Annotated in this window: 24 protein-coding genes and 1 riboswitch; of the genes, 18 read left to right on the top strand and 6 right to left on the bottom strand. The window is 66.2% G+C overall.

The genetic code is table 11. The features are described from left to right. Nucleotides 1-31: 31 nt before the first annotated feature. From SFB74_RS12420 to SFB74_RS12400, 5 genes are read left to right on the top strand one after another with little or no spacing between them, the layout of a single operon-like run. Entirely contained in the window at nucleotides 32-811 is a 780-nt protein-coding gene (locus tag SFB74_RS12420) for an ABC transporter ATP-binding protein (protein ID WP_432731106.1), read from the top strand. A gap of 16 nt (nucleotides 812-827) precedes the next feature. After that, nucleotides 828-2,258, top strand: a complete 1,431-nt coding sequence (locus SFB74_RS12415; protein ID WP_432731105.1) for an enolase C-terminal domain-like protein — start codon at nucleotides 828-830, stop codon at nucleotides 2,256-2,258. 48 nt (nucleotides 2,259-2,306) lie between these two features. Continuing rightward, nucleotides 2,307-3,482 (top strand): Gfo/Idh/MocA family protein, encoded by a 1,176-nt coding sequence (locus SFB74_RS12410; protein WP_093305188.1) that lies wholly within the window; start codon nucleotides 2,307-2,309, stop codon nucleotides 3,480-3,482. A gap of 13 nt (nucleotides 3,483-3,495) precedes the next feature. After that, nucleotides 3,496-4,683, top strand: coding sequence for a dihydrodipicolinate synthase family protein (locus SFB74_RS12405; RefSeq protein ID WP_432731104.1), 1,188 nt, complete (start codon nucleotides 3,496-3,498; stop codon nucleotides 4,681-4,683). 8 nt (nucleotides 4,684-4,691) lie between these two features. Continuing rightward, complete coding sequence (locus SFB74_RS12400; protein WP_432731103.1) at nucleotides 4,692-5,570, top strand: sugar phosphate isomerase/epimerase family protein; 879 nt, start codon at nucleotides 4,692-4,694, stop codon at nucleotides 5,568-5,570. Nucleotides 5,571-5,784: 214 nt separating this feature from the next. Here the strand turns inward: SFB74_RS12400 and SFB74_RS12395 are convergent, their stop codons facing one another. Continuing rightward, nucleotides 5,785-6,684, bottom strand: a complete 900-nt coding sequence (locus SFB74_RS12395) for a LysR family transcriptional regulator (RefSeq protein WP_432731102.1) — start codon at nucleotides 6,682-6,684, stop codon at nucleotides 5,785-5,787. Between the two features lie 124 nt (nucleotides 6,685-6,808). Between SFB74_RS12395 and SFB74_RS12390 the strand changes: the two genes are divergently transcribed. Together SFB74_RS12390 and SFB74_RS12385 are read left to right on the top strand one after the other, a co-directional pair. Next, nucleotides 6,809-7,180 (top strand): VOC family protein, encoded by a 372-nt coding sequence (locus SFB74_RS12390; RefSeq protein WP_432731101.1) that lies wholly within the window; start codon nucleotides 6,809-6,811, stop codon nucleotides 7,178-7,180. Then, nucleotides 7,167-7,973: an SDR family NAD(P)-dependent oxidoreductase gene (locus SFB74_RS12385; RefSeq protein ID WP_432731100.1), complete on the top strand. Its 807-nt coding sequence runs from the start codon at nucleotides 7,167-7,169 to the stop codon at nucleotides 7,971-7,973. Before SFB74_RS12390 ends, SFB74_RS12385 begins: the two co-directional genes overlap by 14 nt. Before the next feature lie 237 nt (nucleotides 7,974-8,210). Here the strand turns inward: SFB74_RS12385 and SFB74_RS12380 are convergent, their stop codons facing one another. The 3 genes from SFB74_RS12380 to SFB74_RS12370 form a co-directional block, all read right to left on the bottom strand. After that, nucleotides 8,211-8,543 (bottom strand): hypothetical protein, encoded by a 333-nt coding sequence (locus SFB74_RS12380; protein WP_432731099.1) that lies wholly within the window; start codon nucleotides 8,541-8,543, stop codon nucleotides 8,211-8,213. A gap of 76 nt (nucleotides 8,544-8,619) precedes the next feature. Next, complete coding sequence (locus SFB74_RS12375) at nucleotides 8,620-8,937, bottom strand: toxin-antitoxin system YwqK family antitoxin (RefSeq protein ID WP_432731098.1); 318 nt, start codon at nucleotides 8,935-8,937, stop codon at nucleotides 8,620-8,622. An 88-nt stretch (nucleotides 8,938-9,025) separates the two neighbouring features. Continuing rightward, a complete protein-coding gene (locus tag SFB74_RS12370; protein WP_432731097.1) occupies nucleotides 9,026-10,054 on the bottom strand; it encodes a hypothetical protein in 1,029 nt (342 codons plus the stop codon). Nucleotides 10,055-11,086: 1,032 nt separating this feature from the next. On the opposite strand from SFB74_RS12370, the gene SFB74_RS12365 reads away from it, so the two are divergent. The 5 genes from SFB74_RS12365 to arsC all read left to right on the top strand — a co-directional run bounded on the left by SFB74_RS12365 (nucleotide 11,087) and on the right by arsC (nucleotide 16,654). Then, nucleotides 11,087-12,178: a DNA glycosylase AlkZ-like family protein gene (locus SFB74_RS12365; RefSeq protein WP_432731096.1), complete on the top strand. Its 1,092-nt coding sequence runs from the start codon at nucleotides 11,087-11,089 to the stop codon at nucleotides 12,176-12,178. Between the two features lie 268 nt (nucleotides 12,179-12,446). Further along, nucleotides 12,447-14,645 (top strand): TonB-dependent siderophore receptor, encoded by a 2,199-nt coding sequence (locus SFB74_RS12360; RefSeq protein ID WP_432731095.1) that lies wholly within the window; start codon nucleotides 12,447-12,449, stop codon nucleotides 14,643-14,645. A gap of 98 nt (nucleotides 14,646-14,743) precedes the next feature. Further along, nucleotides 14,744-14,915, top strand: a riboswitch (FMN riboswitch). Between the two features lie 100 nt (nucleotides 14,916-15,015). Then, entirely contained in the window at nucleotides 15,016-15,528 is a 513-nt protein-coding gene (locus SFB74_RS12355) for a 6,7-dimethyl-8-ribityllumazine synthase (protein ID WP_093202171.1), read from the top strand. A 40-nt stretch (nucleotides 15,529-15,568) separates the two neighbouring features. Beyond that, complete coding sequence (locus tag SFB74_RS12350) at nucleotides 15,569-16,243, top strand: glutathione S-transferase family protein (RefSeq protein ID WP_432731094.1); 675 nt, start codon at nucleotides 15,569-15,571, stop codon at nucleotides 16,241-16,243. 30 nt (nucleotides 16,244-16,273) lie between these two features. Then, complete coding sequence (gene arsC / locus SFB74_RS12345) at nucleotides 16,274-16,654, top strand: arsenate reductase (glutaredoxin) (protein ID WP_432731093.1); 381 nt, start codon at nucleotides 16,274-16,276, stop codon at nucleotides 16,652-16,654. 12 nt (nucleotides 16,655-16,666) lie between these two features. Here the strand turns inward: arsC and queG are convergent, their stop codons facing one another. Continuing rightward, nucleotides 16,667-17,740, bottom strand: coding sequence for a tRNA epoxyqueuosine(34) reductase QueG (gene queG, locus SFB74_RS12340; RefSeq protein ID WP_432731092.1), 1,074 nt, complete (start codon nucleotides 17,738-17,740; stop codon nucleotides 16,667-16,669). Here queG and tsaE point away from each other — a divergent pair. The 3 genes from tsaE (at nucleotide 17,726) to SFB74_RS12325 (ending at nucleotide 20,132) form a co-directional block, all read left to right on the top strand. Beyond that, nucleotides 17,726-18,232: a tRNA (adenosine(37)-N6)-threonylcarbamoyltransferase complex ATPase subunit type 1 TsaE gene (tsaE, locus tag SFB74_RS12335; RefSeq protein WP_093300602.1), complete on the top strand. Its 507-nt coding sequence runs from the start codon at nucleotides 17,726-17,728 to the stop codon at nucleotides 18,230-18,232. The genes queG and tsaE overlap by 15 nt on opposite strands. Next, complete coding sequence (locus SFB74_RS12330; protein ID WP_432731091.1) at nucleotides 18,229-19,680, top strand: N-acetylmuramoyl-L-alanine amidase; 1,452 nt, start codon at nucleotides 18,229-18,231, stop codon at nucleotides 19,678-19,680. The genes tsaE and SFB74_RS12330 overlap by 4 nt, the downstream gene beginning before the upstream one ends. 164 nt (nucleotides 19,681-19,844) lie before the next feature. Next, entirely contained in the window at nucleotides 19,845-20,132 is a 288-nt protein-coding gene (locus tag SFB74_RS12325) for a glycine zipper domain-containing protein (RefSeq protein WP_130422407.1), read from the top strand. Between the two features lie 78 nt (nucleotides 20,133-20,210). On the opposite strand, the gene SFB74_RS12320 is transcribed toward SFB74_RS12325, so the two are convergent. Further along, complete coding sequence (locus SFB74_RS12320) at nucleotides 20,211-20,882, bottom strand: DedA family protein (RefSeq protein ID WP_432731090.1); 672 nt, start codon at nucleotides 20,880-20,882, stop codon at nucleotides 20,211-20,213. A 49-nt stretch (nucleotides 20,883-20,931) separates the two neighbouring features. On the opposite strand from SFB74_RS12320, the gene SFB74_RS12315 reads away from it, so the two are divergent. From SFB74_RS12315 to SFB74_RS12305, 3 genes are all read left to right on the top strand, one after another. Continuing rightward, nucleotides 20,932-21,429 (top strand): GNAT family N-acetyltransferase, encoded by a 498-nt coding sequence (locus tag SFB74_RS12315; protein ID WP_432731089.1) that lies wholly within the window; start codon nucleotides 20,932-20,934, stop codon nucleotides 21,427-21,429. Nucleotides 21,430-21,466: 37 nt separating this feature from the next. Continuing rightward, complete coding sequence (mutL, locus tag SFB74_RS12310; RefSeq protein WP_432731088.1) at nucleotides 21,467-23,371, top strand: DNA mismatch repair endonuclease MutL; 1,905 nt, start codon at nucleotides 21,467-21,469, stop codon at nucleotides 23,369-23,371. Between the two features lie 213 nt (nucleotides 23,372-23,584). Further along, nucleotides 23,585-24,562 carry an alpha/beta hydrolase gene (locus tag SFB74_RS12305; RefSeq protein ID WP_432731927.1) on the top strand — a complete coding sequence of 326 codons (978 nt, stop codon included), beginning with the start codon at nucleotides 23,585-23,587 and terminating at the stop codon, nucleotides 24,560-24,562. Nucleotides 24,563-24,599: the final 37 nt, after the last annotated feature.

Below are 24,599 nucleotides of genomic sequence, written 5' to 3'. Positions count from 1 at the left end.
CCCGAATCCGCCTGTCTCCCCTACGCACTCCATGTCTCCAGTCAACCTGATCGAAGCGCGCGGCGTCTCGAAGATCTACCAAAGCAAGGACGGCCCCGTCGAGTCGCTCAAGCCGCTCGACTTCGCCATCAAGGAAGGCGAGTTCGTCTCCGTCGTCGGCCCTTCGGGCTGCGGCAAGAGCACGCTGCTGAAGATGGTGGCAGGCCTGCTGCCCATCAGCGGCGGCAGCCTCACGCTGGCGGGCCACCCGATCAAGGGACCACAGAAGGACGTGGGCATCGTGTTCCAGAGCGCGGTGCTGCTGCCCTGGCGCAGCGTGGAAGACAACATCCTGCTGCAGGCCGAGATGCGCCATCTGCCTTCGGAGGCGTCGCGTGCCCGCGCCCGCGAGCTGATGGAAATGGCGGGCCTGAAGGGCTTCGAGAAGAAGTACCCCTGGCAGCTCTCGGGCGGCATGCAGCAGCGCGCGTCGATCTGCCGAGCCCTGCTGCACGACCCGTCGGTGCTGCTGATGGACGAGCCCTTCGGCGCGCTCGACGCGATGACGCGCGAGAAGATGAACCTGGAGCTGCAGCGCATCTGGATGACGTCGAAGAAGACGGTGATGCTCATCACCCACAGCATTCCGGAAGCCATCTTCCTGTCGGACCGCGTAATGGTGATGAGCGAGCGTCCCGGCTCCATCGCCGCCGTGTACGACATCGACCTGCCGCGCCCGCGCACGCTGGACGTCATGTCCTCACCCGAATTCGGCGCCTACACCAAGCTGGTGCGCGCGCATTTCTATTCGCAGGGCATCCTGGACCACTGAAGAGCAGATGCGAGCCATGGACGCGATCCGTTTCCACGTCGAGGAGATCCGCTTCGCCGAGCGCAACGTGGCGCTGCGGCTGCCCTTCCGCTTCGGCGCGGCCACCGTCACCGCCTGCCCGCAGGTCTACGTGAAGGCGCGCATCCGCTTCGCCGACGGCCGCACGGCCGAGGGCTGCGCTGCGGAGATGATGATTCCGAAGTGGTTCGACAAGAACCCGGCGCTCACCAACGAACAGAACTTCGAGCAGCTGCGCTTCGCCCTGCGCGATGCGCGCGAGGCCTATACCGCCGAGCCCGATGCGCAGACCGCCTGGACGCACTTCGCCTCGAACTACGCCGCACTCCAGTCGCGCGCCAGGGCCAAGGGCCTGCAGCCGCTGGTGGCGAGCTACGGCCCCGCGCTGATCGACCGCGCCCTCCTCGACGCGCTGTGCCTGCACAGCGGCACGAGCTTTGCGGCGGCGATGAGCGGCAACCTCTGCGGCATCGACATCGCCGGCAGCGGCCTGGTCGACGATCTCTCGGGTTTCGACATGCCCGGGTTCCTGGCGAAACAGTCGCCGCGAACCCGCATCGCGGCACGACACACCGTCGGGCTGGCCGATGCCATCGACGACAGCGACGCTTCACCCGATGCGCCAGCCGACGGCCTGCCGACCACGCTGCAGGCCGCCGTGCAGCGCTACGGCCACACGCATTTCAAGCTCAAGCTGTGCGGCAACACCGCGCAGGACATCGACCGGCTCCAGCGTATCGCCCGCGTGATAGACGGCCACGCGCAGCTCGTGACGCTCGACGGCAACGAGCAATACGCGGACGCCGATGCCTTCGCGACTTTCCTGGACCGCATGCTTTCCACGCCCGTGCTGTGGAAGCTCGCGCAGAAGACGGTCTTCGTCGAGCAGCCGATCCGCCGCGATGCCGCACTGCAACGCGACGTCTCCGCACTAGGCAAGCGCATTCCGCTGCTCATCGACGAATCGGACGCCACGCTCGATGCCTTCGTGCAGGCCCGCGCGCTGGGCTACACCGGCGTATCGAGCAAGAGCTGCAAGGGCTTCTACAAGTCGGTGATCAATTCGGCGCGCTGCGCGCAATGGAATGCCGCGGCGGAGAAGCCGCGCTACTTTCTCTCCGGCGAAGACCTCACCATGCAGGCCGGCATCGGCGTGCAGCAGGACCTGGCGCTCGTCGCATGGCTGGGCCTCTCGCACGTGGAGCGCAACGGCCACCATTACGTCAACGGCCTTGCCGCGGCGCCCCAAGCCGAGCAGCAGGCGCTGATGAGGCTGCACCCCGGCCTCTACGAATCCAGCGAAGGCGCAGTGCGCCTCGCCATCCGCGAAGGGCAGCTCGACCTGCCCTCGCTCACCGCCGCGCCCGGCTTCGCCACCGGCAAGCCAGGCGCAGGCATCTCGTGGGACGCGATGCGTTCCGTCTACTGAAGCGCGCGTCCAGCCCGCACCAATCTCTCGCACCCAAGGAAGAAAACGATGGCCACCCAACGTCTAGGAATCATCATGCACGGCGTCACCGGGCGCATGGGCATGAACCAGCACCTGATCCGCTCGATCTGCGCCATCCGCGCCCAGGGCGGCGTCACGCTGTCGAACGGCGACAAGGTCATGCCCGACCCGATCCTCATCGGCCGCAACGCCGAGAAGATGGAAGCGCTCGCCAAGGCCCACAACATCCCGCGCTGGGGCACCGACCTCGACAAGGCGCTGGAGAACAAGGACGACACCATCTTCTTCGACGCCGGCACCACGCAGATGCGCCCCGCCCTGCTGGCCAAGGCCATCCGCGCCGGCAAGCACGTCTACTGCGAGAAGCCCATTGCCACCAACCTCAACGAGGCTGTCGAGATCGCCCGCCTGGCCGAGGAAGCTTCGAAGACCAAGGGCCTGAAGCACGGCGCCGTGCAGGACAAGCTCTTCCTGCCCGGCCTGCGCAAGCTCGACATGCTGCGCCGCGCCGGCTTCTTCGGCCGCATGCTCAGCGTGCGCCTGGAGTTCGGCTACTGGGTGTTCGAGGGCGACCTGCAGCCCATCCAGCGCCCGAGCTGGAACTACCGCAAGGAAGACGGCGGCGGCATGATCCTGGACATGATGTGCCATTGGCGCTACGTGCTGGACAACCTGTTCGGTGAGGTGAAGTCGGTGAGCTGCCTGGGCACCACCCACATTCCGAAGCGCTGGGACGAAGCCGGCAAGCCCTACGAGGCCACCGCCGACGACGCGGCCTACGCTACCTGCGAGCTCACCGGCCACAACGGTGAGCCCGTCATCGCGCAGATCAACATGAGCTGGGTCACGCGCGTGCGCCGCGACGACCTCGTCACCTTCCACGTCGACGGCACCGACGGCTCAGCCGTGGCGGGCCTGTCGAGCTGCCGCGCTCAGTCGCGCGTGGCCACGCCGCGCCCGGTGTGGAACCCCGACGAGAAGCAGACCATGAACTTCTTCGACCAGTGGCAGGAGATTCCGGACTCGCAGGTCTACGACAACGGCTTCAAGATCCAGTGGGAGCACTTCATCCGCCACGTGGTGGAAGACGCGCCCTACAAGTGGACGCTGCCCGAAGGCGCCAAGGGCGTGCAGTTGGTCGAGGCCGCGCTCGAGTCGTGGCAGGACCGCCGCTGGGTCGACGTGCCCGCGCTGAAGGTCTGACGAGGTTCGCGACATGGCTCTCTCGCTGAACCTTCCCACCGCGGGCGGCACGCTCGCGCCCTACGCGCTGCGCGGCACCGTTCCGGTGAAGCCCGATGCGGGCGTGAAGTTCAACCGCATCGCCTACTCGGCCGCCCACGTGGTTGCCGACCCGATGGCCGCCATCGACCCGTGGCTGCAATGCGCGGTCGACTGGGACACCACCATCGCCTACCGCCGCCACCTGTTCTCGCTGGGCCTGGGCGTGGCCGAGGCCATGGACACCGCCCAGCGCGGCATGGGCCTGGACTGGCCGACCTCGCTGGAGCTGATCCGCCGCTCGCTCGACGCCGCGAAGGACGTGCCCGGCGCGCTGGTCGCCTCGGGCTGCGGCACCGACCACCTGGACATCGACAGCGTGAAGAGCGTCGACGACGTGATCCGCGGCTACGAAGAGCAGATGGCCGCCATCGAGGCGTTGGGCGGCAAGCTGATCGTGATGGCCAGCCGCGCGCTGGCCCGCGTGGCGAAGAGCCCCGCCGACTACGAGCGCGTGTATGACCGCATCCTGAGCCAGGCGAAGCAGCCGGTGGTGCTGCACTGGCTGGGCGACATGTTCGACCCGGCGCTCGCAGGCTACTGGGGCACGAAGGACGTGGACGCGGCCATGGACACGGCGCTGGGCATCATCGCCGCGCATCCTGACAAGGTAGACGGCATCAAGATCTCCCTGCTCGACAAGGACAAGGAGATCGCGATGCGCCGCCGCCTGCCGCCGGGCGTGCGCATGTACACCGGCGACGACTTCAACTATGCCGAGCTGATCGCCGGCGACGGCTTCGGCAGCGAACCCACGCACGGCAAGAGCGATGCGCTGCTGGGCATCTTCGACGCGATCGCGCCGGCGGCCAGCGCGGCCCTTGGCGCACTGGCGCAGGGCAACGAAAAGAAGTTCCACGACATCCTCGGCCCCACAGTGCCGCTGTCGCGTCACATCTTTGCCGCGCCCACGCGCTTCTACAAGACCGGCGTGGTATTCATGGCCTGGCTCAACGGCCACCAGAAGCACTTCACGATGGTCGGCGGCCAGCAGAGCACGCGCTCGCTGCAGCACTTCGCGGAACTGTTCAGGCTGGCCGATGCCGCCAACCTGCTGGAGCAGCCCGAGCTGGCGGTGCGACGCATGAAGACCCTGCTGGCCCTGTACGGCGTGGAAGGCTGAAGACGAGCATGCGCGATTTCTCGCAGAACCACGACTGGCTGTCGATCAACACCGCCACGGTGCGCAAGCAGTCGGGCGCCGAGGTGCCGCTGGACCGCATCATCGACCAGTGCGCCGAACGCGGCATCCGTGCGATCAGCCCCTGGCGCGACCAAGTGGCGGCCGTCGGCCTCGACAAGGTGGCTAAGCAGCTGAAGGCGCACGGCATCGGCCTCTCAGGCTATTGCCGCGGCGGCTTCTTCCCCGCGCCCGACGCGGCCGGCCTGAAGGCCGCGCTCGACGACAACCGCCGCGCCATCGACGAGGCGAAGACGCTCGACGCCCCCTGCCTCGTGCTGGTGGTCGGCGCCCTGCCCGGCGCGCTCGAGGGCAAGGCCGCCTACAAGGACATCGGCCGCGCCCGCACCGAGGTGCGCGACGGCATCGCCGCATCGCTCGAATACGCCCGCGAAGTCGGCATGCCGCTGGCCATCGAGCCCCTGCACCCGATGCAGGCTGCCGACCGTGCCTGCATCAACACGCTCGAACACGCGCTCGACCTGTGCGACGAACTCGACGCGGGTAAAAGCGGCATGCTCGGCGTGGCGCTGGACGTCTACCACGTGTGGTGGGACCCGAAGCTGCAGCAGCAGATCGCCCGCGCCGGCCGCGAGCGCCTGCTGGCGTATCACGTCTGCGACTGGCTCACGCCTACGCGTGATCTGCTGAGTGACCGTGGGATGATGGGGGATGGCGTGGTCGAGTTGAAGAAGATCCGCGGGTGGGTGGAGGATGCGGGCTTTGCCGGGTTCAGCGAGGTGGAGATCTTCTCGAACCTCGATTGGTGGCAGCGGCCTGGCGCGGAGACACTGGACGTCTGCATCGAGCGGCACCGGCAGGCTGTCTAGAGCTGCTCGTTGTTCAGGGCGCGTGCACAGGCCACCTCCCGCCGGGTGAATGTCCCTCGGCCTGCGGGCCCCTACTTATGAGTGGCAGGGAGTGACGTCAACTGAGAGGGATGACTTTGCCCATCGGCATGCCACAGAGATGCGGGAAGAGGCGGCGGCCTCTCGAGGCTACGGTGCTTCGCTACGATGCGCGAATACTTTCCGTCGCACTGAACTAGCTCCCGGGGTTCAATTTCATCTGCAGCAGCTCCAGTTCTTGCACGACAAAATCCACAAGGGCGCGAATGCGAGGGGTCTCGCGCATGTCGGAATGAAACCCCACGCGCACCGATCTTGCCGGCATTCGGTGCTGCAACTCCACGCGACGCAATTGCGGCTCCCTATCCCCAAGCAAACGGGGTAGTACAGCCATCGCCACGCCATCGCGTGCGGCGGCCAGGTGTGCGCGCAATCCATTGACGTGCAGCACTGCGCGGGCGCGTGTCGCCAAGGCCCGTAGCCAGGCTTCATGTGGCACTTCGCCTGCGGCGCGATCGAGATAGACCAAGCGGTGGCCAGCAAGGCCGTGAGCGACATCCGGCAATCCATGTTTCTGCAGATACGCATCGGACGCGTAGAGCGCGTAGGCGACTTCGCCGACGCGGCGCTCGATGAGGTTCTCCTGCGTGAACGCTCCGAAGCGAAAAGCCAAGTCCGCTTCACGCCGCGCAAGGTTGAACACCTGTGGTCCGTTTATCAGTTCGACCACCACGCCTGGATGCAGTGCGCCGAAACGAGCGAGCATCGGCGCGATCACTTCGTCGCCCAGCCAGTCCAAGCTGGTCACGAGGATTTCACCGCTCAAGCCGGTGTCGCGTGCCGCCACCTGCCGCTGTATCGACAGTGCGCCCGCATCCATCTGCTCAAGACCATCGAGCAGCGAACGCGCCAACACCGTCGGCCGAAAGCCGCTCGCTTCCCGGTCGAACAGTTTCGCCTGCAAGCGAAGCTCCAAGGCATCGAGCCTCCGGCTGACCGTGGGCTGGGTTGTACCGAGTTCGCGCGCAGCGGCGCTCAGCGTGCCGTGGCGCGCGATGGCAAGTGCGAATTTCAGATCATCCCAGTTGATCGACATCGTCGTACCTTGCTATGCGTTTTCGAATGGGGGGCATGTTGCATCGTTGAGTGCATCCGCGATCGACGCTGCCTAGGATGTCATGAAGGCGAGAGGGGCTGCCCCATCCTTTGCCAACACTACGATGCAAATAGATCATCTCATCCTGCGCGTCACCGACGCTGCCAGATCCGCCGGTTTCTACCGGCAGGTCCTGGGCCTTACTCGCGAAAGCGATCCGCCTTTCGACATGCTGCGCCTCAGCGATGACAGCGTGATCGACTTGCTGGCGCAGGCACCGAGAGATCCGGCCCACCTGGCGCTTATCCTTGATCGAAATGCGTTCGAAGCAGTTCATCAGCGACTACAGAAGCTGGGTATTCCGTTTGGCGGAGACCCGTTCACACGGGATGGCCGGGTCGCATCGCAATACGGCGCGCGTGGTTGGGCGGACGCACTGTACTTTCACGACCCTGATCATCACAACATTGAAGTGAGGACCTATGACAAGCCCTGACGGCGAAGCTCTCGCAGCCGCGACCACCTCGCCCGTTTTTGGCGACCTGCACGGCAAGGTCGCGGTCGTGACCGGCGGCTCGCGCGGCATCGGTGCCGCGACTTGCCTCGCGCTCGCGCGCAGTGGTGTGCGCCTGGCCATCAACGGGCGCGACGACGTGGCATTGCAGAGAAGCTTGGCCGCCGTGCGGGCATTGGGCGTGGATGCGATCGCCATCCAGGCCGACTGTGCAGATCTGGCGCAAGTGCTGCGGATGCGCGACGAGGTCGAAGCGCATTTCGGCGCACCGCATTTCGTACTGGCTTTTGCTGGCGGTGGTACTGGAAAGCCTGTGCCGGTGCATGAGATCAGCGAAGAGGATTGGCGCTCCAGTCTCGACAACAACCTGACCTCGACCTTCTTCACGATCAAGAGCTTTCTGCCCGGCATGCTTGCGCGCGGCAGTGGCGGCATCTTGACGATGGCTTCGGCGGGCGCACGCGTGGCCTCCGGTGCTCCGGCTGGCTATGGCGCTGCAAAGGCCGGTGTGATCATGCTCACGCGCCACCTGGCCCAGGAAGTCGGACCGAGCGGCTTGCGCGTCAATTGCATCTCACCATCGGCGGTACTCACTGAGCGCACGCAAATGAACATGTCGCCTGAGCGGCAAGCGCAGATGCTGCGCGCTTTTCCGCTGGGTCGGCTGGGCACACCGGATGACATCGCCGAAGCCTCGCTGTTCCTGCTCAGCGATGTGTCTTCGTGGATCTCCGGCATCGTGCTGGACGTCGCCGGCGGACGCGTGATGGTTTGAACGTGTGGCACTGCGGGCTAGCTACTCCGCCGAACTTCAGCGAGCGGCGCGGGTACTCTGGCGCCAGTCATCCGATAGTGATCCATGTCCGAACTTGACTGCTTTTCCGGCGCCCTGCGGGGGTGACCTAATTTCAGCAACGGGCCCAAAGGCGAAGTTCTCCCTGCTCCATAGAAGACATTTGCCGCGACCCATTGCCGCTCTTCTGGGGGTACTCTGGAAGCACTCGAACCAGCGTCAATGAACGTCCTCGCCCCCCACTAAGTGCGGGAAGTTCTGGTCAACGAATGACACAACGAAATCGATCGGCAAGGCCGGCAACCCCTGCACTTCGGCCGCCTTGATGTAGCCCAACCAAAACGTCCGGATCTTGGCGGGGACAGTAGGTTGGAAATTCATTTGCTCTTCGATCAACTGTCTCCATGTTCCTTCCGATTTCCATGCCCTTTGCAACATCGGCTCAAGACTGACCAGGGTCTGCAATTGCTCCTGTCCCAACTCGCCTATCGAGTCCAGCAAGTAGCAGTCGAGAAGACGCAGCAAATGGTTGTTGTTCTTGTATCGATCCATTCAATCATCCAGTGTCTGCTTGTGGCCGATTGTTGCCTACCGTGTGGGCAGTGCGCACGCGCTTCGGAAGTGGGCATCAGTGGTTGTACTGCGTCGGCGGCTGCTCGCTGCCGTCCGGGTCCCAGAAGCGCCAGGTCCCGACCTCCAGGCCCTCGAGATAGTTGCCTTCAGAGGCCAGTTGGCCGTTCACATGGAAGTCGCGCCAGACGCCGGTCTCCTTTCCATTGAAGTACCTGCCTTCGGAGCTCACGACGCCGTTCTCGTGGTACGCGACGAACAAGCCATGTCGAATCCAACGGGCACCGTCCGGTGCCAGGTAGCGCGCATAGCGGAAGCGGATGGCTCCCGACTCATAGGGAACCTCGACGATGTTGAGCTCAGCTTCGATGGTCATGCGAGGGCGTTGACGGGATTGGCAGGTCGTCGGGAAGGTCTGGTGTTGGCCGATAGCCCGCACGCGTTGAACAGATCCACCGTTACTTTCAATGGATCGCATCCTTTTTCGGCCCGAAGGTCGGCGTGTACGGATACTCCCGAGGCCATTGCCCGTCCAGTAGCAGCCACGACTGCGAGATCGGTTTGGTTGCACGCCATTCGTCATCGACAGCTCGTCGCAGTGAGTCCGAGTTCAGGGTGCCTTCATCCAGGGGGAAAGCCAGCAGGAATTGTTGGTTGACCGCGATTGCGGCAAATTCGTCCTGCTTGAACTGCTTCTGAAGGCCTTGGTAAAGCGCGCTCAACATCAATCCACCGGCCGGCGCCATCCAGCTGCCGCGGGCATAGCCAATCTCACGCCCATCCAGCAGCGTGGCACCACCGACCTCGAATTCTTCCTGCTGGAAAGAATTGGACAGATTCTGTGCCGCAATCTCGAAGAGGCTATCTGGCGTTTCGTTCACTTCTTCAAGGTCTTGCGGCCTGACGTTCTGCACGGTTCCAAACCTGTCTACAACAAGGACCATGCGGACATCCTCTGAGAACTCCCATGTCAGCAGCGCATCCTTGCCCGCGTAGTCGACCCAGGACTTAGGGACTATGTATGGGTAGACGAGCTTCAGATCGTCGCGTGTGAAGGATCGCACCTCGGGCTTGCTCGGCTGAGTCGACTGCTGAATCTTGAAGATGCCTCTCTCCTGTGCCTCAATTTTCCTGTCGACCAGAGTCCATCCGCCGAACATCTTTTTCTTCAGCATGAGGCGGACTGACACACGGCCGTCTTCACGGCTTTCGACATCCAGCATCACCATGCCGTTGGAGTCATCGGTGATTGGAGTGATGACCACACTCGCGATGATTTCGCGACGGAGCGCAAGGCCGGTCAGTTCCGCGACCGTGTGTTTCAGTGCCCGTTCCCAGTCGTCACTCTCAATGGGCGACTGAACGACGGACATCTTTCCGCCGGGCAGTTCCGTAATGGCAAATACGTCGAGACGGCCATTTGTCTCCAACAGCCGTTTCACCCAGCTTTCAGCTTCATCAAGCAAACGTTGTTGGTGTTCCGTGAGGTTCATGGGGGTCTGCTGTTTCGAGGAAAGTGAGAAATTCAGGCGTTGAACTCCGTCTAGGCGAGATTGAAAGACTGTGACGAAGGAGCGCTTCTGAGTCGATAGTACCTATTCACCTCGCCGGCGCCAACGACGGCATCGCTGCAAAGCAGGGGCTCGCATTGTTTGCCGACGATCAGCTCGGAATACATGGCTGCCATCGAGCTCTACCCTGCAAACTTCAGTCAACCCGAATCACCTTTACCCCGAAGGCTTCAGGCGGGCCGCGAAATCCGCAGCCCGCAAACCAGCCGCTAACCGCCAGTCTCAGGCGCCCCACATCGCGCCTTCTCGCTCATCTGAAACAGCTCTCCAGCCCTGCGCGCCAGTTCCGCCGCAAGCCAAAGCAGGTTGTCGAGTCGTCGAGGCCCATCACCGCTGCACCAGTCGACGTCTTCCCCGTGGCAAACCCACAGTAGAGCTTCGAGCTGAGAGAGTGTGTTTTCTAGAAGATCCGCCGGGTCTTGGGCGGTTTCTGCGGAAGCTACCGGCGTGCGAGGCCGGGCTATAGTCTTGGTAGCCATTTTTGTGCGTTCCTTCCAAGGTGGTGCACGAACTTGGTTAGACGGTCGGGGTGCTGATAACACCCCGGCCGTCGCCTTTTGATACCTCGCATCTGCATCGCTGCTCTCGCACCGACAACCTGCCGCGAGGCAAGCAGCCTTCAAACATCTGGGTGACTCGGGTGTGTTGCGCCTTTCTTCTCCCCTTGGTGGGGTGTTGAGTGACAGGGGCATTCACTCTAGAGAAGAACCCGGCAAAGCAGCCGCTGCTAGAGCACGAAGTCACGAAGACTGCCAACAAATACAGCTTCCGCAGCAGCGCTGAACGCTCACGCCGATGGGGTGCCTTGCGCAGCGAAATAAAGGGGGAGCCCGAAGGGCGGAGGACATTCGCGGAGCAAGGCACCCCGTCGGCGTGAGCGCGCCCCGAACGACAGCAGCGCCCAACGCACAACGCAGCAAAGCGAAAGTCCGCCGCCTGTGCTGCAATCCGCTGATGCCAGCCCCGACCCTCGACGATCTGCGCCGCTACGCAGTGGCGCGCACCCTCTTCAAGCCCACGACGCTGCCCGCGGCGATCCGCCAGCTGGGCTTCGTGCAGGCCGACCCGATCCGCGCTCCCGCTCGCGCACAAGACCTGACACTGCGCCACCGCGTCAAGGACTACCGCGCGGGCGATCTCGAAAGCCGCTACACCCGCCTCGCCGTCGAGGAAGACTGCCTCGTCAACTACGGCTTCCTGCCACGCGAGCATCTGGCGCTGATGCATCCGCGTGAGGCCAGGCAGGCATGGGACGCCGACACGCGGCGCAAGGCGGCCGACGTGCTCGCCTACGTGCAGGAACATGGACCGGTGCATCCGCGCCAGGTGGAGCAGCACTTCGCGCACGGCCGCATCAAGAACTACTGGGGCGGCTCCAGCAACGCGACCACGCACCTGCTCGACGGCATGCACTACCGCGGCATGCTGCGCGTGGTGCGGCGCGACAGCGGCACTCGCGTCTACGAGGCGGTGACGCACGAGCCGGCCGATGACAGCCCCGCCGGCCGCGCTCGCCGCGCGGCGGCATTGATCGAGCTGGTGGTGCGCAAGTACGCGCCGCTGCCGGCCTCGAGCCTCACCTACCTCGTGCGTCTGCTCGGCTACGGTGCACCGCATCTCGCAGCGCAGACGCAGGCGGCGCTGCGCATCGCGCGCGACGAACTCGCGAGCTGCAGCATCGACGGCACGACCTGGTATTGGCCAGCCGACGAGAACCCGGCCTCGCGCCGCCATGCGCCCGACGACGAAGTGCGCCTGCTCGCGCCCTTCGACCCGGTGGTGTGGGACCGCCGCCGCTTCGAACTGCTCTGGGACTGGACCTACAAGTTCGAGGCCTACACGCCCGCGCCCAAGCGCCAGTTCGGCTACTACGCGCTGCCGGTGTTGTGGCACGACCGCGTGATCGGCTGGGCGAACGTGAGCGCGCCCGAGGGCAGGCTGCAGCCAGCCTTCGGTTATGCCGGCAAGAAGCCGCGCGACGCGACCTTCCGCGCGGCGCTCGACGACGAACTGCAGCGCATGACGCAGTTCCTCGGCGGACGCTGATGCCTTTCTTCCTATAATCGCGCCGCTCAGCCAGCCGCCCGCAACGGGCGCGCAAGCCGTCTTCGAAGGAACGAAGACCGCAGCCGCAACGGCTGCCCGCGACGACGCAACAAGAACCCATAAAACCCACCGGCAGCCAGCCCGAAGCGAGCCGCCGGTTGCGCTCGTCCGGATCTGACAGGACCGGATCAGAGAAGCCATGGCGCGCCCGCATACGGCGCGCGCCGCAGCCACTCCCCCCAAACGCAGGACACAGGAGAAGCTGCACATGACATCGAAGAAGCATCGGCGCCCGGCTGGGCGCTCCACCTGGCGCATTTCGCACACCCGCCGCGCCACACTCGCGGCAACCGCCATGGCGCTGGGCGCCGCCGTGCCGGCCTATGCCCAGGAAAAAGACGAATCCGCCGAGACCCGCAAGGCCCTGCCCACGATCACCGTGACGGGCGACGCAGTCGAAAGCGCGACCGGCCCGGTGACCGGCTTCGTCGCCAGGCGCGGCGGCACCGCCACGAAGACCGACACGCCGTTGATCGAAACGCCGCAGGCCATCTCGGTGGTCACGCGCGACCAGATGGAGGCGCAGAGCGCGCTCACGCTGCGCGAAACCACCAACTACACGGCCGGCGTGGTGTCGAGCTATTTCGACAGCCGCGTCGACTCGTTCAAGGTGCGCGGCGGCGACGCCATCCAGTACCTCGACGGGCTGCAGCGCAGCTACGGCGTCTACAACACCACGCGGGCCGATCCATACACGCTGGAGCGCGTCGAGCTGCTGCGCGGGCCCTCCTCGGTGCTCTACGGCCAAGGGGGCATCGGCGGCGTGCTGAACCTGGTGTCGAAGCGGCCGCAGGCCGAGCTGCAGCGCGAAGTGCAGGTGCAGGTGGGCAGCCACAACCGCAAGCAGGTCGCGGCCGATTTCACCGGGCCGCTGGACACCGAGGGCAAGTGGCTCTATCGCCTGGTGGCAGTGAACCGCGACAGCGGCACGCAGGTCGACCACGTGCCCGACGACCGCATCGTGCTCGCGCCCTCGCTCACCTGGCGCCCGAACGCCGACACCTCGCTCACGCTGCAGGCGCTCTATCAGAAGGACAAGAGCGGTTCGATGATCGGCTTCTTCCCGTGGCAGGGCACGCTGCTGCCGTCGCTCTACGGGCAGATTCCCACGTCGACCTTCACGGGCGAACCGGGCTTCGACCGCTATGACACGCGCAACACCTCGCTCGGCTACCTGTTCAGCCACCGCCTGAACGACACCTGGACCTTCAGGCAGAACCTGCGCTCGACCGAGAGCAAGGTGGTCTACAACACCTCCTACACCAGCTTCACCGCCAACAGGCTTACCAACCGCCCCGCACGCCCGGTGTTCAACGCCGACCAACGCACCATCGAGCGCGACCTGAGCGCCACCATCAACGGCGGCAAGATGCTGCTGATCGACAACCAGGCCGAGGCCCACTTCAAGACCGGTGCGGCGGAGCACACGCTGCTCGTCGGCGCGGACTTCCAGCGCAACGAGACCTCGCAGCTCACGGGCCGCGGCCGCGCGGGCGCGCTCGACGTGTATGCGCCGGTGTACGGCAACTACACGCCGCCCGCATTCCTCACGCGGCAGCCTGCTGTGGTGCAGAAGCAGGCAGGCATCTACGTGCAGGACCAGGTCAAGTACGGCCGCTGGATCGGCCTGCTGGGCCTGCGCCACGACAAGGCCACCACCGACACCGAGGGCCGCCCCGCCGCGGCCGCCGACGACAAGGCCACCACCAAGCGCGCCGGGCTGGTCTACCTGGCCGACGGCGGCTGGGCACCGTACCTGAGCTATGCCGAGTCTTTCCTGCCGCTGGGCGGCGTGGACGTGAACAACACGCCCTTCAAGCCGCAGCGCGGCAAGCAATGGGAGGCCGGCGTGAAGTGGGAACCCGAAGGCCAGCGCACCTCGTTCATGGCGGCGGTGTACGACCTGCGCGACACCAACCGCAAGACCACCGACCCGACCAACCCGCTCAACAGCATCCAACTCGGCGAGGTGCACGTGAAGGGGCTGGAGCTCGAATACAAGGGCAGCATCGGGCGCGACTGGGACTGGGTCGCCTCCTACGCCTACACCGACGCGCGCGTCTCGCGCAGCAACGGCACCGACCTGGGCAAGCGCATCTCGGGCGTGCCGAAGCACACGGCCTCGGCCTGGCTGATGCGGCGCTTCTCCATCGGCGGCGTACCCGGCTTCTCGGTGGGCGGCGGCGTGCGCTACCTGGGCAAGTCGTGGGACGGCATGGACGCCAATCCGGTGCCCTCGGTGACGCTGCTGGACGCGATGTTCGCGTGGGACAACGGCCCGCTGCGCCTGTCGCTCAACGTGGGCAACCTGACCGACAAGGTGCAGCTCACCACCTGCCTGGCGCGCGGCGACTGCTTCTACGGCCAGCGCCGTACCGTGACTGCGGCGGCCACGTATCGCTTCTGAAGAAAATCCCCGCCCGGGCGAAGGTCTGGCGCGGGGGCGACAGGCCCTGGCGGCAGGCGCCACCTAAAATCGCCCCGCTGTCCGGCTTGCCGGGCGGCAAGCGTTCTCAGGGCGGGGTGAAACTCCCCACCGGCGGTGATGGCGGCACGTTCCGGAAGGAACAGCAGCACAAGCCCGCGAGCGCCTGGGGCTCGCAACGAGCTCCAGGGTCAGCAGATTTCGGTGCGATTCCGAAGCCGACGGTCACAGTCCGGATGAAAGAGAGCGCGAAATGCGGGTCTGCCCGCGCGCTTCGCTTTGTGCTGGCGCGCGAGTGGCCTTGCGGTTTCGTGCGCCCTGATTCAGGAAACCTGCTTTCAAGAGGCACACCATGAGTCAGATCAACGACCTTCCCCTTTCCGCCGTCACCGCGTCGGGTTCGCCACGCGGCACGCGCATCGCATTCGTCGAGGCGCAGTGGCATTCCGACATCGTCCACCAGGCGCGCGACGCCTTCCTCGAGGAGATGGACCGCCTCGGCGTGGCGCGCGATCTCATCGACATCTTCGACGTGCCCGGCGCCTTCGAGATTCCGCTGCACGCCAAGCGGCTCGCCAACTCGGGCAAGTACGCGGCCATCATCGGCTGCGCGCTGGTGGTGGACGGCGGCATCTACCGCCACGAGTTCGTGGCGAACACGGTGGTCAGCACGCTGATGTCGCTGCAGCTGGAGACCGACGTGCCGATCTTCTCGGCCGTGCTCACGCCGCACCACTTCCACGAGCACGTGGAGCACCGCAAATACTTCCACCGCCACTTCGCGGTCAAGGGAACGGAAGTGGCCGAGGCCTGCTTCAAGACGCTCGAAGCCCTGAAGAAAGTCGACGCGCTGCTGGCCGCCTGACCTACGTGACAACGGGGGGCGGCCTGCGTAACCTGCGCGGATGCCATCCACATCCGCACACGAAGACCGCTACACCCTCTACGGCGCGCCCGGCTCGGGTGCGACGCCCATACACGCCGCACTCACGCTGATCGGCGCGCAGGTCGAAACCGTCGACGTCGCCACCTGGGAGAGCGAGGCCGAGCGCGAGCGCATCTCGGGCATCAACCCGATGCGACAAGTGCCCGCGCTGGTGCTGCCTTCGGGCGAGGTGATGACCGAGAGCGCGGCCATCCTGATCTGGCTCGGCGACCGCTATCCCGAAGCCGGGCTCTGCCCCGCGCCTGGCGACCCGATGCGCTCGTGCTACCTGCGCTGGATGGTCTACCTGCCGGCTGCCATCTATTCGATGTTCTGGGTGCGCGACGAGCCTTCGCGCCTGGTACCCGACCCCGCGGCGCAGCCGGCCATGCTCGAACGCACGGCCGAGCGCATCGCGCATTGCTGGCAGCTGATGGATTCGCAGATCGACGAGCCTGCGCCCTACCTGCTCGGCGACCGCATCAGCATGCTCGACCTGTACGTGACCGTGATGTCGCGCTGGACGCCGGGCCGCAGGCGCTTCTACCGCGTGGCACCACGCATGACGCGGGTGGTGCGTCGCGTGGATGCCGATCCGCGGCTGGCGGAGTTCTGGGCGAAGCGATTTCCGCTCTCGCCCGACCCGGCACAGTAAGGCTGAGGCCGGTTTCCTATCATCGACGCCATGACCACACGCACCCCGACCACCGCCTACCCGATGACGATCTACCACAAGCCCAACTGCAGCACGTCCCGCAACGTGCTGTCGTTGATCCGCGAAAGCGGCGTGGAGCCCGAGATCGTTCTCTACCTTGAAACCCCGCCCTCGAAGAAGAAGCTGCGCGAGCTCTCCAAGGCCATGGGCATGGGCGCGCGCGAGCTGCTGCGCACCAAGGAAGCTCCGTACGAAGAGCTGAACCTGGCCGACTCGAAGTGGAGCGACGACCAGATATTCGACTTCATCGTCGAGCACCCGATCCTGCTGCAGCGGCCCATCGTGGTGTCGCCGCGCGGCACGCTGATGTGCCGGCCGTGGGAGCGCGTGCGCGAGATCCTGCCGGCCTGAACGGATAGAGCCTCAGCCCGCGGCCTGCTGCGCGAGGCCCCAGGCGACGTGCTCGCGCACCAGCTCGCTCGGGTGTTCGGCACGGGTTGCCAGCGCCTCTTTCGCACCGCCCTCGCCCGCCCTCACCGCGTTGCCCAACGCGACCGCGATATTGCGCAGCCAGCGCTCGTGCCCGATGCGACGGATCGGGCTGCCTTCGGTGCGGCGAAGAAAGTCCTGCTCGGTCCACGCGAAGAGATCGGCCAGCGTGCGCCCCGTGAGCTCCTCCCGTGCGTCGAAGTCGGGCAGCGTGCTCTTCTTCGCGAACTTGTTCCAGGGGCAGATCAGCTGGCAGTCGTCGCAGCCGTAGATGCGGTTGGCCATCAGCGGGCGCAGCTCGACCGGAATGGGCCCGCCGTGCTCGATGGTGAGGTACGAGATGCAGCGCCGCGCATCGAGCCTCTTCGGCGCCACGATGGCCTGCGTCGGGCACACATCGATGCAGGCGCTGCAGCTGCCGCAGTGCGCGGTGACGGGTTCGCTGGGGGGCAGCTCCATGTCGACATAGATCTCGCCCAGGAAGAACATCGAGCCCGCGTCGCGGTCGAGCACCAGCGTGTGCTTGCCGCGCCAGCCCTGGCCGCTGCGCGAGGCCAGTTCGGCCTCGAGCACGGGGGCCGAGTCGGTGAAGGCGCGGTGGCCGAAGGGGCCGACCTCTTCGGCGATGCGTTCGGCCAGCTTCGCGAGCCGGTTGCGCAGCACCTTGTGATAGTCGCGGCCCCGTGCGTAGACGGAGACGATGGCCTCGCCGGGCCGCTTGAGCCTGTCGAACTCGACGGTCTGCCACTCGGGGCTGGTGCTGCGCGGCAGGTAGTCCATGCGCGCGGTGATCACGCTCACCGTGCCCGGCACCAGCTCGGCCGGCCGGGCGCGGCGCGTGCCGTGCGTTTCCATGTATTGCATCTCGCCATGGAACCCATGGGCCAGCCATTGCATCAGACCGGCTTCGGCGCTCGACAAATCGACGCCCGCGATTCCGATTTGGGAGAATCCGAGTTCCCGGGCCAAGGCCTGAATACGAACAACGAGTGGATGGCTGACGATCACTTGCCGATTGTAGAAACGCACAAGAGCACCCGCAGCCTGCGCTGGTGCAGCGAAGCCGACACCGATGCCTTCGCGCGGGCACTGGCCGCATCGCCTGCATTGCGCGACGCCTTCATCGAACTTCATGGCGACCTCGGCGCCGGCAAGACCACTTTCGTACGCCATCTGCTGCGCGCCCTGGGCATCGCCGGGCGCATCAAGAGCCCCACCTACGCGGTGGTCGAGCCCCACGAGGCGCCCGACGGGCTGCAGATCTTCCATTTCGACTTCTATCGCTTCGCCGATCCGCGCGAATGGGACGACGCCGGCTTCCGCGACATCTTCGCCGGGCCGGGCCTCAAGCTGGCCGAATGGCCGGACAACGCCGCCGGCCGCACACCAATTGCCGACCTCGCTATTAAAATAGAAGCAATGACTGACGACACACGCAGCGTGACCCTCCTCGCGAACACCCCTCGCGGCAGCGATCTGCTGGCGCGCATCGCCGCATGAAGGCGGCCGGCCTGAAACGGCGCGTGCTGCTGCAGGGCGGCAGCATCGCGCTGATGCTCGGCGTGCACCAGATCGCGCGCGGAGCCACCATCCTCGCAGTGCGCGTATGGCCCGCCGCCGACTACACACGCGTGACCATCGAATCCGACGCACGGCTCAATTCGCAACAGCTCGTGGTGGGCAGCCCGCCGCGGCTCGCCGTCGACATCGAAGGCATCGAGCTCAATCCCGAGCTGCGCGAGCTGGTCGGCAAGATCAAGCCCGGCGACCCCTACATCAACGGCCTGCGCGTCGGGCAGAACGCGCCGAAGGTGGTGCGCATCGTGTTCGACCTGAAGCAGGCCGTGGTGCCGCAGGTGTTCTCGCTCGCGCCCGTGGCGGCCTACAAGCACCGGCTGGTGCTCGACCTGTATCCCGAGCAGGCAGTCGACCCGATGGAAGCGCTGATCGCCGAGCGCCTGCGCGATGCGCCCCGCTCCACGGGCGGCGGCTCAACGGTTGCACCGCCGGCTGTGGCGACTGCACCGGCCGGCGATCCGCTCGGCGACCTGATGGCGCAACAGTCGATGCGCCCCGGCCCGCAATCGCCGCCGCCCGCCGCAGTGACAGGCGGCGACAGGCCTTCGACGCCGCCTCCTCCTCCCGTGGTGGCCACCGCGCCCATCAGGCCCGCTACACCGCCCGCGCCACCCCCACCGGTTGCAGCCACGGCCAATCGCACCGACCGCATCATCATCGTCGCGCTCGACCCCGGCCACGGCGGCGAGGACCCCGGCGCCATCGGCCCCAACGGCACGCGCGAGAAGGACATCGTGCTGCAGGTGGCCCACCGCCTGCGCCAGCGCATCAACGCGAGCAGCGTGAACGGCAGCCCGATGCGCGCCTTTCTCACGCGCGATGCCGACTTCTTCGTGCCTTTGGGCGTGCGCGTGCAGAAGGCGCGGCGCGTTCAGGCCGACCTGTTCGTGAGCATCCACGCCGACGCCTTCACCACGCCCGCCGCGCGCGGCGCCAGCGTGTTCGCGCTGAGCCAGAGCGGCGCGTCGAGCAGTGCCGCGCGCTGGCTGGCCAACAAGGAAAACGACGCCGACCGCGTGGGCGGCGTGAACGTGGGCAACCACGAGGCGCAGGTGCAGCGCGCGCTGCTCGACATGAGCACCACCGCGCAGATCAACGACAGCCTGAAGCTCGGCGGCGCGATGCTCGGCGAGATCAAGGGCATCGGTGCGCGGCTGCACAAGGGCTCGGTCGAGCAGGCCGGCTTCGCGGTGCTGAAGGCGCCCGACATCCCGAGCGTGCTGGTGGAAACCGCCTTCATCAGCAATCCGGAAGAAGAAGCCAACCTGCGCCGTGTCGACTACCAGGAGAACCTGGCCGACGCGCTGATGCGCGGCATCCAGCGCTACTTCGCGCAGAACCCGCCGCTGGCGCGCAGCCGGCAGCTCTAGCCCTCGCTCTGCGCCGAGTCCGGCCGGCTGTAGAGCCAAAGCATGCACTCCTGTCCCACGCGGTGCGCCCCGCGAGACCGCACAGGCACGTGCGGCTGGTTCCTACACGGCACACGGGGGTGTGTTGGACATGATGAACCATCACTCATCGAAAGGTGGACATCATGAATACACGTCTTTGGATCGCTGCAGCCGCAGCCACTTCGGTCATGACGATTGCGGGCTGCGCAAGCGGCCCCAATCAGAACCTCGGTACCGGCGTGGGCGCCGTGGGCGGAGCACTGGTGGGCAATGCCATCGGCGGCAACACCGCGAGCACCGTGGGCGGCGCGGCCATCGGCGGCATCATCGGCAACCAGGTCGGCCGCAATGCCGATGAACGCAACTATTACAACCAGCAACGCTATCCGCGCGGCAGCGGCTACTACCCGGGCAACGGCCCGAACTACTGACACGCAGGCAGAGCCACAGGGCTGAATGAAAAAGCGCGCCATCGGCGCGCTTTTTTCGTGGGTCCACGAAACCGGAGATCAGGCCTGCGAAGCCTGCTGCGCCTCGCGCGCCTTCTCGGCCTTCGAGGCGCGCCATGCGCCATAGATCGCCAGCAGGCCAGGCACGAAGATCAGCGCCCAGATGATCTTGTCGAGGTGCTGGCGCACGAACGGCAGGTTGCCGAAGAAGTAGCCCGCGGTCGCGATGCCCAGCACCCAGATCAGCGCGCCCACCACGTTGAACATCGTGAACTTCGCGCGGCTCATCTCGGCCACGCCCGCCACGAAGGGCGCGAAGGTGCGGATGAAGGGCATGAAGCGCGCGAGGATGATCGTGATGCCGCCATAGCGCTCGTAGAAGGCATGCGCCTGGTCGAAGGCCTTGCGGTTGAAGAAGCGCGAGTTCTCCCACTGGAACACCTTCGGCCCGAAGTAGCGGCCGATGGAGTAGTTGCACTGGTCGCCCAGGATCGCGGCCGCGATCAGTATTGCGCAGGCCAGCGGATAGTTCATGAGCCCCGCGCCGCACAGAGCGCCGACGATGAAGAGCAGCGAGTCGCCGGGCAGGAACGGCATCACTACCGCGCCGGTTTCCACGAAGACGATGAGGAACAGCAAGGCATAGACCCAGGGGCCGTAGGCAATGACGAAGGCCTCGAGGTGTTTGTCGACGTGAAGGATGAAGTCGACGAGAAAGCTGATGATTTCCATGGGCGCGGATTATCCTTGCTCGACCCCCGACACCCTCGTGAATCACCCCATGCTGCACATACGCGCCGCCACCGAGCTCGACTGGCCCGCCATCTGGTCGGTCCTCGAACCCACCTTCCGTCGCGCAGACACCTACACCTATCCCCCGGACGTGACCGAAGAGCAGGCGCGCAACTCGTGGATGAAGGTGCCCACGGCGATCTTCGTTGCCTGCGACGACGAGGGCACGGTGCTCGGCACCTACGTCATCCGGCCCAACCAGCCCGGCCAGGGCTCGCACGTAAGCAATTGCGGTTACGTCGTGTCCGATGCGGCGCGCGGCATGGGCGTGGCATCGGCCCTGTGCGAACACTCGCAGCAGGAGGCCCTGCGCATGGGCTTTCGCGCGATGCAGTTCAACTTCGTGGTGTCCACCAACGAAGGCGCGGTGCGCCTGTGGCGCAAGATGGGCTTCGCTATCGTGGGGACGCTGCCTGGAGCGTTCAGGCATCCGCGGCATGGCTTCGTGGATGCGTACGTCATGTTCAAGCAGCTGCAGCAGCCCTGAGCCGGCGCCTCGATTGCCCCGCTTTTAGAATGCCCCGGTGAGCGCCCTCCCCACCTCCATCCCCCCCGCCGAACGCCGCCCCATCCGCGAACTCCCCGACGAGTTGATCAGCCAGATCGCCGCCGGCGAAGTCGTCGAGCGCCCGGCCTCGGTGGTGCGCGAGCTGCTGGACAACGCGCTCGATGCGGGCGCGAGCCAGATCACTTTGCGGCTGGCCTCGGGCGGCGTGCGGCTGATCTCGGTGGAAGACGACGGCCTGGGTATTCCGCGCGAAGAACTCACGGTGGCGCTGCGTCGCCATGCGACCAGCAAGATCGCCAGCCTCATCGACCTCGAGACGGTCGGAACGATGGGCTTTCGCGGCGAGGCGCTGGCAGCCATCAACTCGATTGCCGAGCTCAGCATTCTTTCGCGCTTCGCCGGCTCCGACTCGGCCTTCGCGCTCGACGGACGCACCGGCGAGCTGCGGCCGGTGGCCCGCTCCACCGGCACCACGGTCGAGGTGCGCGAACTGTTCTTCGCCACGCCCGCGCGACGCAAATTCCTGAAGACCGACGCCACCGAACTGGCCCATTGCATCGAGGCGGTGCGCCGCCATGCGCTCGCGCGGCCCGAAGTGGGCTTCTCGATCTGGCATGACGGCAAGCTGGTCGAGCAGTGGCGCGCCGCCACCACGCGCGAGCAGCGGCTGGCCGATGCGTTGAGCGACGAGTTCGTGTCGCAGAGCGTGGCTGTCGAGCGCGAAGGCGGCCCGGTGCGTGTGGTCGGCCGTGCCGGCATTCCCGACGCGGCGCGTTCGCGCGGCGACCAGCAGTTCTTCTACGTCAATGGCCGCTTCGTGCGCGACAAGGTGCTGTCGCACGCGGTGCGCAGCGCCTACGAAGACGTGCTGCACGGCCAGCGCCAGCCCATCTACGCGCTGTACCTCGAGATCGATCCGTCGCGCGTCGACGTGAACGTGCATCCGACCAAGATCGAAGTGCGCTTTCGCGACGGACGCGAAGTGCACCAGGCGGTGCGCCATGCCGTGGAAGACGCGCTGGCGGCCCCGCGCGCCGGCGACGCGGTAGCGCCGTCGGGTGCGCCGCAACCGTTCTTCAAGCCGACTCCGCTGCCCTCGAACGCCAGCTGGGCGCAGCCGGCCATGGATTTCACGCCGCGCGAGCAGCGCGGTGCCGGCGACTTCGAGGCCATGTGGCCCCAGCGCAGCAACGACCAGGCTCCGCTGCACGCGGCCGAACCCTCCGCGCCGCCGCCCTGGCCCGCGGCGAGCGCGGCCCCGGCGAGCTTCCAGGCGCCGGCCGGGCTGCCCCTGGCGCCGAATGCCGGTGCGCAATCCATCGCCAACAACGATGAAGCCTGGCCGCTCGGGCGGGCACTGGCCCAGCTGCAGGGCGTCTACATCCTGGCCGAGAACAGCCAGGGCCTGGTGATCGTCGACATGCACGCCGCGCACGAGCGCATCGTGTACGAGCGGCTCAAGACGCAGCTCGACGGCGCCGCCATCAGCAGCCAGCCGCTGCTGATTCCGGCCACCTTCGCGGCCACGCCGCAGGAAGTGGCTACGGCCGAAGCCTGCGCCGAGGTACTGCCGACGCTGGGCCTGGAAATCACGCCGTTCTCGGCGCGCACGCTCGCGGTGCGTGCCGTGCCCGGAACGCTGGCCGATGGCGATCCGGTGGAGCTGGCGCGCAGCGTGCTGGCCGAACTGGGCCAGCACGACGCCAGCACGGTGGTCCAGAGGGCCCAGAACGAGCTGCTGTCCACCATGGCCTGCCACGGGGCGGTGCGGGCCAATCGCAAGCTCACCATCGACGAAATGAACGCGCTGCTGCGCCAGATGGAGGCCACCGAGCGCTCGGACCAGTGCAACCACGGCCGGCCGACCTGGCGCCAGCTTTCGGTGCGCGAGCTCGATTCGCTGTTCATGCGTGGCCGATAAAAACGAAAGCCGGCCCGATCACCGGTTTTCGGACTTTTTAGGCCTTTTTTCTAGGGTTTTCCACAGTCAGCGGAATCCCGGGCACATACGTTGCATGTGCTCTGTAAAGCGCCGGTGAGCGCTGTTTCGGGGGGTTACCAAGGTGCTGTGTCGGCGCATCAAGGTGAAAGCAGGTGAACTTTTAAGCCGACTCCGCTGTCCCTCAACCCCATGATGAAACGCTGGACCATCCTCGCGTCTGTCTTCTCGCTGTGTGCTTTGCTCGCCGCCGGTTGCTCGACGCTCGACGAACAGCAACGCGAATGGATCTTCCAGCCCAGCGACCGCAGCTGGGGCAACACCGCTTCCATGACCCAGGGCATGGAGGACGTGTGGATCGACTTCCAGTCCTCCATCACCGGCGAGCCGGCACGCCTGCACGGCCTGTGGCTGGGCGGCGCCCCCGAGACCACCGACACGCCCGTGATGCTGTACCTGCACGGCGCCCGCTACAACGTGGCCGGCTCGGCCCCGCGGATCCAGCGCATGCACGAGCTGGGCTTCTCGGTGCTGGCCATCGACTACCGCGGCTTCGGGAAGAGTTCGAAGGGCCTGCCCTCGGAGGAATCGGCCCGCGAGGACGCCCGCGCCGCCTGGACCTGGCTGGCCGCGCGCCACCCGAGGCAGCACCGTTACATCTTCGGCCACTCGCTCGGCGGCGCCATCGGCATCGACCTGGCGGCCCACGTGAAGGACGAGAGCGGCACCATCGTCGAAAGCACCTTCACTTCCATCGCCGACGTGGTCAGCGGCTTCAAGTGGGGCTGGCTGCCCTTCGGCCCGCTCATCACGCAGCGCTTCGAGGCGATCAACGCGGTGAAGGACATCGGCTCGCCCCTGCTGGTGGTGCACGGCACGGCCGACAGCCTCATCAACCCGACACTGGGCCGCAAGCTGTACGACGCGGCCACCGGGCCCAAGATGTTCGTGCTGGTCGAGGGCGGCTCGCACCACAACACCAATTCGATCGGCGAGGCGCAATACCGCGCGGCGCTGACCCAGCTGTTTCGCATGAAGCCCGAAAACATGGTCGCCAGCAACGCCGCGGTGCAGCGCCCGACACCGCGCCTCGCGCCGCCGGCGGCCTCCGGCCCGCTGACGCCCCAGGACGTGAGCGGCAAGGTGCAGCAGCCGGTTCCCGCCGCCATCTGACGGCTGCCGCGGCCGCCGGCCAGAGACAAGGCCCGGC

The organism is Variovorax xiamenensis (genome assembly GCF_050916385.1).
GTDB lineage: Bacteria > Pseudomonadota > Gammaproteobacteria > Burkholderiales > Burkholderiaceae_C > Variovorax.
Note: the sequence above shows the minus strand (reverse complement) of the source record. Positions and strands in the feature narration are given on the sequence as shown.

Coding starts and splice junctions, on each gene's coding strand:
- SFB74_RS12420 (WP_432731106.1), top strand. CDS start 32: ATGTCTCCAGTCAACCTGATCGAAGCGCGCGGCGTCTCGAAGATCTAC.
- SFB74_RS12415 (WP_432731105.1), top strand. CDS start 828: ATGGACGCGATCCGTTTCCACGTCGAGGAGATCCGCTTCGCCGAGCGC.
- SFB74_RS12410 (WP_093305188.1), top strand. CDS start 2,307: ATGGCCACCCAACGTCTAGGAATCATCATGCACGGCGTCACCGGGCGC.
- SFB74_RS12405 (WP_432731104.1), top strand. CDS start 3,496: ATGGCTCTCTCGCTGAACCTTCCCACCGCGGGCGGCACGCTCGCGCCC.
- SFB74_RS12400 (WP_432731103.1), top strand. CDS start 4,692: ATGCGCGATTTCTCGCAGAACCACGACTGGCTGTCGATCAACACCGCC.
- SFB74_RS12395 (WP_432731102.1), bottom strand. CDS start 6,684: ATGTCGATCAACTGGGATGATCTGAAATTCGCACTTGCCATCGCGCGC.
- SFB74_RS12390 (WP_432731101.1), top strand. CDS start 6,809: ATGCAAATAGATCATCTCATCCTGCGCGTCACCGACGCTGCCAGATCC.
- SFB74_RS12385 (WP_432731100.1), top strand. CDS start 7,167: ATGACAAGCCCTGACGGCGAAGCTCTCGCAGCCGCGACCACCTCGCCC.
- SFB74_RS12380 (WP_432731099.1), bottom strand. CDS start 8,543: ATGGATCGATACAAGAACAACAACCATTTGCTGCGTCTTCTCGACTGC.
- SFB74_RS12375 (WP_432731098.1), bottom strand. CDS start 8,937: ATGACCATCGAAGCTGAGCTCAACATCGTCGAGGTTCCCTATGAGTCG.
- SFB74_RS12370 (WP_432731097.1), bottom strand. CDS start 10,054: ATGAACCTCACGGAACACCAACAACGTTTGCTTGATGAAGCTGAAAGC.
- SFB74_RS12365 (WP_432731096.1), top strand. CDS start 11,087: ATGCCAGCCCCGACCCTCGACGATCTGCGCCGCTACGCAGTGGCGCGC.
- SFB74_RS12360 (WP_432731095.1), top strand. CDS start 12,447: ATGACATCGAAGAAGCATCGGCGCCCGGCTGGGCGCTCCACCTGGCGC.
- SFB74_RS12355 (WP_093202171.1), top strand. CDS start 15,016: ATGAGTCAGATCAACGACCTTCCCCTTTCCGCCGTCACCGCGTCGGGT.
- SFB74_RS12350 (WP_432731094.1), top strand. CDS start 15,569: ATGCCATCCACATCCGCACACGAAGACCGCTACACCCTCTACGGCGCG.
- arsC (WP_432731093.1), top strand. CDS start 16,274: ATGACCACACGCACCCCGACCACCGCCTACCCGATGACGATCTACCAC.
- tsaE (WP_093300602.1), top strand. CDS start 17,726: ATGGCTGACGATCACTTGCCGATTGTAGAAACGCACAAGAGCACCCGC.
- SFB74_RS12330 (WP_432731091.1), top strand. CDS start 18,229: ATGAAGGCGGCCGGCCTGAAACGGCGCGTGCTGCTGCAGGGCGGCAGC.
- SFB74_RS12325 (WP_130422407.1), top strand. CDS start 19,845: ATGAATACACGTCTTTGGATCGCTGCAGCCGCAGCCACTTCGGTCATG.
- SFB74_RS12320 (WP_432731090.1), bottom strand. CDS start 20,882: ATGGAAATCATCAGCTTTCTCGTCGACTTCATCCTTCACGTCGACAAA.
- SFB74_RS12315 (WP_432731089.1), top strand. CDS start 20,932: ATGCTGCACATACGCGCCGCCACCGAGCTCGACTGGCCCGCCATCTGG.
- SFB74_RS12305 (WP_432731927.1), top strand. CDS start 23,585: ATGAAACGCTGGACCATCCTCGCGTCTGTCTTCTCGCTGTGTGCTTTG.